General features: G+C 37.6%; 9 protein-coding genes, 1 tRNA gene, 1 pseudogene and 1 other annotated feature. Of the genes and pseudogenes, 2 read left to right on the top strand and 9 right to left on the bottom strand.

The genetic code is table 11. The features are described from left to right. Positions 1-136: 136 nt before the first annotated feature. From ilvN to ACIQZI_RS03185, 6 genes and pseudogenes are all read right to left on the bottom strand, one after another. Positions 137-655, bottom strand: a complete 519-nt coding sequence (gene ilvN / locus ACIQZI_RS03210) for an acetolactate synthase small subunit (RefSeq protein WP_062177069.1) — start codon at positions 653-655, stop codon at positions 137-139. Continuing rightward, positions 652-2370, bottom strand: coding sequence for an acetolactate synthase large subunit (gene ilvB, locus ACIQZI_RS03205; protein WP_062177066.1), 1719 nt, complete (start codon positions 2368-2370; stop codon positions 652-654). Before ilvB ends, ilvN begins: the two co-directional genes overlap by 4 nt. Positions 2371-2485: 115 nt before the next feature. Further along, positions 2486-2742, bottom strand: a binding site (T-box leader). 298 nt (positions 2743-3040) lie between these two features. Then, positions 3041-4315, bottom strand: a complete 1275-nt coding sequence (locus ACIQZI_RS03200; protein WP_403069284.1) for an FtsW/RodA/SpoVE family cell cycle protein — start codon at positions 4313-4315, stop codon at positions 3041-3043. A gap of 4 nt (positions 4316-4319) precedes the next feature. Then, complete coding sequence (locus ACIQZI_RS03195) at positions 4320-4727, bottom strand: PadR family transcriptional regulator (RefSeq protein ID WP_403069282.1); 408 nt, start codon at positions 4725-4727, stop codon at positions 4320-4322. Further along, positions 4712-5260 (bottom strand): sigma-70 family RNA polymerase sigma factor, encoded by a 549-nt coding sequence (locus ACIQZI_RS03190; protein WP_403069279.1) that lies wholly within the window; start codon positions 5258-5260, stop codon positions 4712-4714. The genes ACIQZI_RS03195 and ACIQZI_RS03190 overlap by 16 nt, the downstream gene beginning before the upstream one ends. 230 nt (positions 5261-5490) lie before the next feature. After that, a pseudogene (locus ACIQZI_RS03185) lies at positions 5491-5691 on the bottom strand (DUF4183 domain-containing protein); the annotation flags it as partial. Positions 5692-6443: 752 nt separating this feature from the next. Here ACIQZI_RS03185 and ACIQZI_RS03180 point away from each other — a divergent pair. Both ACIQZI_RS03180 and ACIQZI_RS03175 read left to right on the top strand, forming a co-directional pair. Beyond that, positions 6444-8324: a DUF7852 domain-containing protein gene (locus ACIQZI_RS03180; protein ID WP_403069276.1), complete on the top strand. Its 1881-nt coding sequence runs from the start codon at positions 6444-6446 to the stop codon at positions 8322-8324. Between the two features lie 235 nt (positions 8325-8559). Then, on the top strand, positions 8560-9321 hold the full coding sequence (locus tag ACIQZI_RS03175; RefSeq protein ID WP_062177044.1) for a CsxC family protein: 762 nt from the start codon (positions 8560-8562) through the stop codon (positions 9319-9321). A gap of 372 nt (positions 9322-9693) precedes the next feature. On the opposite strand, the gene ACIQZI_RS03170 is transcribed toward ACIQZI_RS03175, so the two are convergent. The 3 genes from ACIQZI_RS03170 to ACIQZI_RS03160 all read right to left on the bottom strand — a co-directional run bounded on the left by ACIQZI_RS03170 (position 9694) and on the right by ACIQZI_RS03160 (position 12022). Further along, positions 9694-10863: an MFS transporter gene (locus ACIQZI_RS03170; protein WP_403072008.1), complete on the bottom strand. Its 1170-nt coding sequence runs from the start codon at positions 10861-10863 to the stop codon at positions 9694-9696. Between the two features lie 62 nt (positions 10864-10925). Then, positions 10926-11603: a FadR/GntR family transcriptional regulator gene (locus ACIQZI_RS03165; protein WP_403069273.1), complete on the bottom strand. Its 678-nt coding sequence runs from the start codon at positions 11601-11603 to the stop codon at positions 10926-10928. A gap of 345 nt (positions 11604-11948) precedes the next feature. Further along, positions 11949-12022, bottom strand: a tRNA-Arg gene (locus ACIQZI_RS03160). Positions 12023-12124: the final 102 nt, after the last annotated feature.

The following is a 12124-nucleotide window of genomic DNA, read 5'->3' as shown; positions in this document are numbered from 1 at the left end:
TTCTCATTAGTTGTTTTTTTCTGATTATTCAAGCTGTAATGTCCCTTTAATATGTAGGGAAAGTAGCCTGTATATCCTTGCTTCGTTCTATTTATATTAGTTAGATAATCCACCACTGATGGAAATTTCACTTTTATTAGACAATCGTGAAGCTTTTTACAACCGATTGTTTTTGTGTACCGCGCGGAAAGGCTGCTGTGCCGGTTCGCGCAAGTTCTTTTATTCCATAAGGCTTGAGCAATTCAATGAATGCTTCGACCTTATCGGATTCACCTGTAATTTGTATCGTGAGGCTATCTTTGCTAACATCAATGACCGACCCGCGAAATGGTTCAATTAAAGAATAGATCTCTGTACGGGTTTGGCTTGAAGAAAGTACTTTTACAAGAGCTAGCTCTCTCGCTACTATGGATTGATTGCTAATATCTGTTACTTTTAAGACATCAATCTGCTTATTTAGTTGTTTGGTCATCTGTTCAATGACGTTCTCATCTTCAACATGAACAACTACGGTTATTCTTGAGACGTTCTCTTGTTCAGACTGACCAACAGCAATGCTTTCAATATTATAGTTTCGTTTCGTAAACAAATTCGTAATTCGATTTAACACGCCAGGGCGATTGTTTACAGTTAGGGTTAGAATGCCTTTCTTCATAGCTTCACACCTACCATTTCGTGCAGCCCTTTACCCGGCGCCACCATCGGATAGACGTTTTCTTCAGGTTCTACGTCAAAGTCAATGAGTACAGGTCCTTTGATCGCAAGTGCTTCTTCAATTTTGGCACTAGCATCTGCTTCATTATCGACTTTGAAAGCCGGAATTCCATAGGCATCTGCTAATTTAATAAAGTCTGGCTGATAATCGAATTTACTGTGAGAAAAGCGTCCTTCATAAAACTCTGACTGCCATTGTCTAACCATTCCTAGAGCATGATTGTTCACGATGATGATTTTGACTGGAAGGTTTAATTCAGCCATTACTGCTAATTCCTGACTCGTCATCTGGAATCCACCATCACCAACTACGGCAAAAACAGTTGCCTCAGGTTCTGCAATTTGAGCACCGACTGCTGCTGGTATACAAAATCCCATCGTTCCGAGTCCACCTGAAGTTACCCAAGCATGCGGTTTATTAAAAGGAAAATATTGAGCTGCCCACATTTGATGTTGACCAACATCTGTTACGACAATCGCATCACCATCTGTTTTTTCATGTAAAAGTTCAATGACTCTTTGCGGTTTCAATATATCCGACTCTCTGTTGTATACAAATGGGAATTCTTGCTTCCAACCTTGCAACGTTTCAATCCACTCAGTAAGCTCAGGTTTCTTTCCGTCTTGGGCGACCAATTGTTCGAGCGCTTCTTTGGCACTTCCAACAACAGGGATCTTCGTCGGTACGTTTTTGCCAATTTCTGCAGGATCAATATCAATATGTGCAACCTTGGCGTTTGGCGCAAAAGTTGCCAAATTTCCAGTTAAGCGGTCATCAAAACGGGCACCGATATTAATGAGCAAATCACATGTTGAGATGGCCATATTTGCGGCATAAATACCGTGCATGCCACCCATTCCGATGAATAATGGATGATCAGCTGGGAATCCACCAAGTCCTAAAAGTGTATGCACAACTGGAATTCCTTGTTGCTCCGCATATTGCAATAGTTGTTCAGAGGCTTTTGCATGCAGAATCCCTGCTCCAGCTAAAATCACTGGCTTTTTCGAACTGCTCACAGCTTCTACTAGTTTCCTAATTTGCAAATAATTTGGTTGTGTAGTTGGTTGATAGCCTGGTAAATCCATTTCTGGTTCTTCACCAACTTTACCATCAATCGTTGCTACATCTTTTGGAATATCGATGAGTACAGGTCCCGGCCGGCCACTTGAAGCAATATAGAACGCTTCTTTGATAATGCGCGGGAGGTCTTCCGGTTTTCTTACTTGGTAATTATGCTTTGTGATTGGCGTTGTAATTCCAATGACATCTGCTTCCTGGAAGGCATCTGTGCCAATTATGGATGTAGCTACCTGACCAGTGAAGACAACTAAAGGAATCGAGTCTATCATAGCATCTGCAAGGCCAGTCACAATATTGGTTGCACCCGGGCCAGAAGTCGCAATAACGACACCAGGTTTTCCAGTAATTCGGGCGTATCCTTCTGCCGCATGAATGGAGCCTTGTTCATGACGCGGTAGGATATGAACCATGCCTGATCGGTAAATTTCATCGTAGATCGGAAGAACAGCTCCACCCGGATATCCAAAAATGACTTCAACTTGTTCCTTTTTCAGGGCATCAATCAGAAATGCGGCCCCGCTCTTTACTTGTTGCTCCGCTTTACTGGCTGCTACCACTGCTTTTTCTGTCATTTGAAAAGACCTCCTTTACTTCTTTAATGTTTGATCGTGGTCATGCTTTTACTTCCAAAAGGCTGAAGAACATATAAAAAGCCTCTCACCTCATTAAGCATGCTATCGCATTACTTAAAGGGGTGAAAAGGCTATATATCCTATCCACGGTACCACCCTAATTCGCACAAAATACGTGCGCACTCTAAACAGATTTCACTCTGTACTATATTTTGATAACGGGTGCTGGTTGGCACCCGTTCAGCCTTACTCATACACTTTCGGGCTGAAACTCAGAGGTGAGTTCACCTTTTGGACAATACCGGCTTCCAGCTACCCGGCTCTCTGTAAATGTCTGCTCAAAAGACTACTTATCCTCATCAATGCTTTAACATGTTGAATTTTATTTTTTACTCGCTAAGTTTGAGTAGTAATCAGCTGATTAAATTCTTTTAATTTTTAGAAGAATGTAAAAGCTGTTGTATTTGAAACTTATATTACGCTGATATTTAAGGCACGTCAATACCTTTTTCCTAATTATTTGACTATTCTATTTTATCAATTCCGTTGAATCCGCTTTCATCATTGCTATGACTTATTTTCTATATTAATAGAACTTTTGACCTTTTAAAAAAATTCAAGAAACATAAAAAACGAGACTTTCTTTTTTAAAGAAAATTCTCGTTTTCACTTATAGAGTCTTAGATCGAATCAAATCTTTTTTTCGATATACACTTAATACAAGACCGATGAGCCCCGCATTCAACAGAACCTGCATATTTCCGTAACTTATAAATGGAAGTGATACACTCATGATCGGAAATAGCCCAAATGACATCCCAAGATTAAACACCACCTGAAAAGCGAAAAGACTTAAGGCGCCGATTACAAGTAACTTTCCGTATCCATCACGGACCGTTTTAACAACGATAAGCATGCGACAGATTAGCAACAACAATGTGCCTCCCAACACAACCGCAAATGTCCAGCCTAGGGTATAAGATAAAGAAATGAAAACAAAATCCGTTGTACTCTCTGGTAACATCAATCCTGATTCGGGTAACGACTGCCAAAACCATCCGGTTCCATCTCGGAGTTCTTTGATTTTTACATAGTGATATCCAGATGAATCTGCATATTTTTCAGGATGTAGATACGCCAATAAACGTGTTAGTTGATATTCCTTAATTCCAGAGGCAAACCAAGCATATAGCGGTATCGATGCACCAATCACCAATGAAATTATATAAGACCAAATAACTTTCCTTTTCTCAAAATGACTTCCCCACAACATTACACCTGTGATAATCGTGAACATGCCAAAAACGAAAAGGTTTGGGGTTAATATAATTAAATAACTTGTAACTAGATATAAAATCACGACCATATACATTTTCATTTTTTCATTTCGAAAAATCCTTGCCCATCCTAATAAAAAGAGTGGCAGTGTGATCGATATATCCGTTGAAAATGGTCCTAACACGAGAGTAACACTTCCGTGCACCATATTTCCTGAAATGAGTGCAAAAGAAATGATTCCCCAACCAATTATGAACCAGCCAATACCTAATTTTTGCAATTTTTGATAATCAAAAAACATGAGAACTGCGGCGAAAGCAATTCCAATAAACGTTACAAGGAACTTCTGAAGAAAGGCCATCGCTGTATGTTCAGATTCGAACACAAATATTGGCACCATTCCAAGAACAACGATAAACAAAAACAAGCCAATCATTTTCCAATCCACTTTCGGGCGGTGCAAACGATCCATTTTTTGCCCAAGGAGGATTGGACTCCCCATTCTTAAAACGGCCTTCTGTTCAGCTTCTTCATCATTTAATCCTTGTTTCTTTAGCGCTTCTATTGATTGTTTCAAATGATTATTCAGTTCTACTTCAACGAGTTTCCTAGCTTCCGTGGAACGAATACTACGCGATACTTCGGACAAAAACTTTTCTTTATTCATAGAATTATCCACCCATTACGGTTTGAAGAACAAATGAGGCCGATTCTTTTTTTGTCTCCGCTTTGCTCAACAGCTTCCGCCCTTTATCATTCAATTTGTATAATTTTTGCTCGGAAGTTCCCCAATATGCTTGTATGTACTCTTTTTGTTCTAAATCATGTAGTAATGCATACAACAAACCTTCATGATCAGCGAACTTTATATTCCCTTTACTCGTCAGAACGCCCATAATTTCAAAGCCGCTTTTTTCACTTTTCAACATTCTAAAAATCGCAAGAATGACTTCCTCTTCACCAGCTCCTTCATTTACAATGGCCTGACGAATGTTTTTCTGATGTTTTTCTGAAAAATTCACGCCTGAAAAAACAGTAGTCTTCATCGCTTTTTTCAACTGTTTTAATCGATTTTCCATCCTGTTCCCTCCAAACTGTTCTTTAATATTTGTTTCGCCCTGCGCATCCTTGTTTTAATCGTGCTCTGACTGTTCCTTGTCATTTCTGCCAATTCTTTAATCGTAAGCTCTTGAAAATAATACAAATAAATCACTTCTCTGTACTTCACCGGAAGATTCATGACAGCATCTGCTAATACCTGATCCTCATCCTTTTGAATGATATCTTGTTCAACATGATCTACTGCTTGAAAACCAGCATGATTTCCAGCGTCTAATTCGACTTGGCGATAATACCAGCTCTTCAAGTAATCCTTACAATGATTGATCGCGATCCGCCATAGCCAAGTACGTATTTTCGCCTGTCCCCTGTACCTCGGCAGTGCTTGATAGCATTTCACGAAGATTTCCTGAGTTAAATCTTCTGCCAATGGAAGGTTCTTCACATACGAATAAACAAGCTGCAAGATATCTTGTCCATACACCGTCATGATCTCATCAAGCAGCGCGTCCTCCTCGCCATTTTGGAGAGCTTCTGCAACTAACTCCTTCACGTATCTCACCCTTTCTTTCTATACCTTAGACGACTTCATGTAAAAATTAGTTTTATTTCGCGTGAATTTTCATATGATTTTTTTGCAAAAACATCTACTTTTAATCTTAAAGGTCAAATGAAAATTACGAAACGGGAAACCTTAAATGTTTAAAGTTTCCCGTTTCTATTTCCCGCTAAATATTTTCTTTTTTAATAATCTTGTCCGATTTTAAAATCCCTGCTGATTGATTACGTTACGACAAATTCAACGACAATTGGAGTTGCTGGATCTAATACATCTCCATCAGGAACCGTGAGCGCTGCAGTAGTAACAGATGAAGTATCTGCAGTCTGAACCATCGCGTTCATATAAAGGGTGTAATACGCAAATGAAGCTGGAAATGCTGTAGCAGGCATCCCATCATCGTTTGTAAATTGATTCGCAGGAATCGTTTCAGGGGTCTCAATATTTGAGGTTACAATATAAAAATATCTTTCAACACTCGGAATGACGCTTCCTGTACCTGGAGGACCGGGTATTCCCTGTGGACCCGGGATTCCTTTTGGTCCATCACACCCACAACAATCCCGACACCAATTACCACGTTCACATGTACAATTCGATCGATTCCACTTATGTCTGCTATAACTTTTATGAATAAACGTATATCCCATCTTTTCACCCCTTTTATTTCAATTTATTCAGATAACCTTTGGGACGATTGGACAAATGGGCATTCTTTCTTATTCAATTGCCCTAATGCCATCAAATATCAGAACAGTAAAATCCCAACAAAAGAAGACGCTTCTAGCTACCCCCTACTATTCTGATTTGTTTAAAGATTACGCCCTTTTATCAAGACCACCGAAACACTTAGGCCTTTTGATGAATTATTAAAGTTTTTTATGAAAAAGACGAATCTACTTTCGGTTTTTGAAGGTAGACTCGTCTTGTTTTGCTATATTTATTCGTTTTATCTTTCTTTTTAAATTCTTCATACAAGACTTGTTCTAGTATGCAGACTCTTGAACTAGCGAATTGCATCAACACTTCTACTCTCCACATATTCACTACATGCGCTCTTTTCCTTCAACATACCGCTTTCGACGGGCACTAGAAATATACAGATTAGAGGAACAATAGCGGAGAAACAGCATACATAAATAACAGGTGAAAAAATTTCATTTAGGAGTTGAGTATAGTGAAGACTCCATGGGTGAATTCGACAAAGATGCAGGAAATTATATCCAGACAAATAAACATTGTTAATTCTTCTAGAGTTCAAATAGAATCTCCTTCCACCTCCTGCGGTAAAAACAAAGATTTTACAGTCATCAAAATTGATTGTCGACTATCAAATCATATTCCTAGCCTTTGTGTCTCAGATGAAGGCGACGAGTTTAATGGAAATTCTCTTCCGGAAACAATTAAGAATTCATTTGACTCACCTGCGTGTATAAGTATTGAGCAACCTTCTGAAATCGAACCGGAAGCTAAAGATAATTCTGTTATGAACATAACCGAACCCACTAATGATCAGCAGAATTTTCAAGCCGACGTTAGCAATTATTCTCCAACGGAGGTTGCATTTGATTCAAACGATCCTTCTGGTTCCAACTTAGCTGATGAAAAACACAAGATTTTTAACAGGAAAATGGATTGTCGACTATCAAATCATATTCCTAGCCTTTGTGTCTCAGATGAAGGCGACGAGTTTAATGAAAATTCTCTTCCAGAAACAATTAATAATTCATTTGACTCACCTGCGTGTATAAGTATTGAGCAACCTTCTGAAATCGAACCGGAAGCTAAAGATAATTCTGTTATGAACATAACCGAACCCACTAATGATCAGCAGAATTTTCAAGCCGACGTTAGCAATTATTCTCCAACGGAGGTTGCATTTGATTCAAACGATCCTTCTGGTTCCAACTTAGCTGATGAAAAACACAAGATTTTTAACAGGAAAATGGATTGTCGACTATCAAATCATATTCCTAGCCTTTGTGTCTCAGATGAAGGCGACGAGTTTAATGAAAATTCTCTTCCAGAAACAATTAATAATTCATTTGACTCACCTGCATGTATAAGTATTGAGCAACCTTCTGAAATCGAACCGGAAGCTAAAGATAATTCTGTTATGGACACAACCGAACCCACTAATGATCAGCAGAATTTTCAAGCCGACGTTAGCAATTATTCTCCAACGGAGGTTGCATTTGATTCAAACGATCCTTCTGGTTCCAACTTAGCTGATGAAAAACACAAGATTTTTAACAGGGACGACATCGATGAGGACCTGTATGAGGATGATTCGCTTGTCGTTCCCGTACATGATTCACCCGTTGATAAATCGGAGGAAAAAAATAATCAATCTAGCACTTCTTTTGATTTTGTAAATATTAGAGTTCCGGTTGTAGTTGGGGAATACAAAATAGAGATTTGTTTAGAAGAAGCCGTATTGTTTGAGGAAAATATTATGTGGATTAACGTAATTTCCAATAAAGTTGTCCTATCAAATAGTAAGTTTATACCAACCCAATTTTCTGAACCATTAAAGAACGGGATGTCTAAAGCATTAAAAGGAAACTTATTTATAGAAGGATATATCATCCAAAACATTGAATATACAGCCGCTAAACAGGATCTTGAAACAGATCCACTTTACAAAGACGGAAAAATTTATTTAATAACAAAAAAAAGACCATTCTCCACTATTGTCGAAATTAATAATTTCCTCCATCCACCGGTATTTGGAGCGATTACTCAAAAAACATTTGACTTTTTTGACCCAAATAATAAAGAAGTCCCTCAAACTAACACTAAACTATTCAACAATGTAACGTATTATCCAGAGCAGCCATATTGTCGTTTAATTTTTTCCGAAATTCATGAACATACAAGTTTATCAGACACGGTTCATGAAAACTACAACCATACTCCTATTGAGTCCGTTCAAGTAAATCCCATACACACAAAAAAGGAAGCAAATGAAAAGCAATTAGCCCAGAAAACAGTGTTAGTTACATTCGTGCATTTACTACAAGAACAAAGTGTTCGAGTTAGATACGATAACGCTTAAAGGAAAATGTTACTATGAGAACTCGCAAGTCCCATGGTTAGCTCCCGAAATAGAGATATTAATCCAATCCCAACGGCATTTAAAGCCTGAAAACCTTAATCCATTGGAAAAATCAAGGCTATCAAATAAAAGAGGCCAAGCTCCTACTTCAATGACCCATGCTAAAAATAAAATGTTGAATATAGTAATTTCGTACGGTAATAAAAATTAGAAAATATTAGGGAGAGATTACTTTATGAGCGATAACCTCAATAATCAACCTTTACAACAAGTTAACCCACCTTGTCCAGTAACTTCGACAGAACAAATTCCATTAAGCGATCAAGCAACACCACTCGTTAGTGTAGCAAGTACTCCAACGATTAAAATCCCGGTTGTAGTAGCAGAAAGAACATTACAAATTGTTGTAGAGGCGGATATTCCACTTTCGCCAGCAGCAACGGAAATTAAAAGAGTTCTTAAGAATGCATTTCTAAATCAAGTCAAGCTTGTGCCTGTTGAATTTGCTCCAATTGCTGGCACTAATTTCTTCAACGTAACAAGAGCTAAATTATTTGTTTCTGGATTCATTCGCAAAAATATTGAATACGCTTCAACCGAATGTAATGGAACTTTGTTTGATCGAATTGCAGATGTTCCGTTTTCTGGATTCGCAGATCTTACAGCAGCGGACTTTATCTTATTCCCAATTCTAGCTGGTTCTTCAGCTAACTCAGCTATGTTTCTTAATGAAGCAAATCAAGTAGCTCCACGTTTGGATAAATATTTCTTCCAGAACCTTGTGAACTATAATGAACAACCTTATGGTGAGTTAGTACGTGCCAACTTCTTTGAACTTGATTTTTCACCAACTATGGTCGAACCTGAACAAGCGTTTAGCACTTTGCGTGAAAAGATTGTCATGGACCTTACGTTAAAAGTATTACAAGTTCAACAAATTCAAGTTACTGGAAACCAAATAATTCCTGGCTCTACAACTGGAACTACTCTTGGTTAATATCTCTTGAACGATAAGTAAGCTTAGCTCTATTTCGATCATACTAAAGATGAGTTTGCTGCTGCATCTTTGAAATGACAAGATATCAGAAGTGGGCCCTATAGCCTTTTAGGCTATAGGGTTTTCAGAGTCTATCCAATGAAGCAAGTATATGAAACTTCTTCTAATTGGTCGTGTCGATTTCTTCAACAACACTCATACATTCACAAGTAACAAGCTAACATTATTATAGGGAAGCTATTGAATGGTTTTGTAGTTATGTTGGTTTTCTATATTAAAAAAAGGTTGATAATTTCAAAATAAATTCTCTAGTTTTATCTAATTTACTTCGTGTTATGAATCTTTAATTATTATTAATACAATGTTTTAATATTATTGATTTACTCTCTTATCTCCTCGCCATCTTAGTAACGCAATAAATAGGACCATACAAAGAATAATCATTAATACAAATACTTGTTTTTCATATGCGATATAATCTCTTGTTAATCCTGCGATAAAGGGGATGACTCCACCAAGCATATAACCAAACCCTTGCATCATTGAAGTCCAAGAGCTTGCTTCGCTTGACGAAGAAACTGCGTTTAACGGAAGTGCCAGTGCCAGAGGGAATAATCCACCAAGTCCAATCCCAATCAGAATTGTTGCAAGCCAAGGATTCACTATATGAAAGACGATGCATAACAAACCAATTAAAACAAATAATGTACTTCCCATTAACCAAGCCTTTTCGTTTTTATATACATCTGCTAATGATGGAATTAAAAAGCTAAAGATCATTTGAATAATCGTAAATAAAGTAATGAGTGTTCCTGATTGCTCCCCACTAAATCCCATTGATTGTGCAATCGGTGCTAACCATGTACTTATACAATAAAACATACCAGCTTGTAGACCGAATATGAGCGTAAACGACCATACGTTTTTATTTTTAAATGGCAATTGAATCGTTGCCTTCGTTGAATTCTTAACAAACTCACTTTTTTTCACCATCGGATACCAAAATAATAATCCAATGACTGCAAAAATGCTCCAACTTGCTAAAGCAAGCTGCCATGAATCATTTAGTTGCTTTTGCAAGGGAATCATTAATCCGGCACTTAATGAAGCACCAATACCCATTCCTACAGAATAAACACCGACCATCATCCCAATTCTATTCGGAAACTTTTGCTTAATATATCCCGAAACTAGAGGTCCAGAAATGGCTATACCTATTCCAATTAAAAAGGCTGTAATAAGCAGGGTTATTGCTGAATTCGTAAAAGCTCGAAATGCTGTGGCTATACCAATTAAGAGCAAACAGGTCGCAATCGTTTTTTCTAATCCAAATCGAGCGCTTACCCTTGTTGCGAAAAATGCAAAAAAGCCCATACAAATGACTGGAATGGATGTAAGCAAACTGACCATACCATTACTTAATTCTAAATCATTTCTAATGTTCTCCAATACAGGGGATATCGAAGCAATGCTCATTCGTAAATTTAAGGAAACGAGAAATAGAGCTACAATTATAAATAGTATTTGTTTCTTCATCTTCAAACTCCCTTTACATAGATTTCTAAACATCGTATCATCAGACGTTTAATTTTGTAAAGGAGCTGTTAATGCTCCAAATTTTGGTTTACAGAACGAATGGCTTCCTCTTCATCTTGCGCTAAGATGGCTTGAAATAAATCCTCATGTATCTCTGAGTTATCGTTATAATTCGTTACATGTACAATAAGGCTGCTCAAGATCTTCCGTAAAACAGGAATGAAGGATTGATATAAATTATATAGGACCTGATTCCCACTTGCCTTGGCAATAGCTAAATGGAAATCAATATCTGCATCTACATATGTCGCATAATTTCCTTGCTGCAATGCTTTATAACGTTGATCCAAACAGGTTTTTATATGCAATAAATCTTCATCTGTTCTTCGCCTTGCAGCTAATTTTGCGACTTCTTGATCTAACATCGCTCGTGCTTCATATACATCGTTCCTATCAGCTTGTTGCAACAGTTGATTAAAAGAAGTTTCATTCGTCCATTCCAAAGACAAAATGCGTGTGCCTTTTCCTTGTTTTACTTCGAGAATTCCTGCGTGAACAAGCACTTTTATAGATTCGCGAAGGGTGGAACGACCTACCGCGAATTCTTCCATAAGCTGAGGTTCGGGGGGAAGACGATCCCCCACTTTATACGCACCTGAGAAAATTTTATTCTTTAATTGCTCAATGATTTCATCTGTTAATTTTCTTCCCGTTACTTTTGAAAATGAAGATGAATGATTTGTCATACCCTTTCACTCCTACAACTTAGCATTAATACTATTATAACGTGAAAGTTGATATAGATATAATTTTCATCTACTGTATGTTTCAATAATTATGTCGACTTCTTAAACAATCCATTTCGGTGTAGTGCCAAATAAACCATGAACATATTTATCTAACTTTCCAGAAATCGTTACTATATCACTTATTTTCAAATTATCCTTTTCTTTTTATCATACGAAAAAACCCCCTATATCGAAAGTATACAAGCCAATATACGGTGTAATTTCTTACATGACCGCCATACTGACTGTTTCACTAAACGATATAAGAGGTTGATGTAGCGGTGTTTACCGCTCATTTTCTAACGTCCCAGGAGAGATTCGAACTCCCGACCGACGCCTTAGAAGGGCGTTGCTCTATCCAGCTGAGCTACTGGGACAAGGTATGAAATGCCTAACGACAAGATTTATTATAATATGTGGAAGTTGGATAGTCAACTCTTTTTCGTGATTTTTTATTTTACTGAGTATGAATAGACAGA

Origin of the sequence: Peribacillus sp. NPDC096379 (assembly GCF_044762875.1) — a bacterium.
GTDB lineage: Bacteria > Bacillota > Bacilli > Bacillales > DSM-1321 > Peribacillus.
The sequence above is the reverse complement of the archived record's forward strand: the minus strand, read 5'-3'. Positions and strand labels throughout refer to the sequence as shown.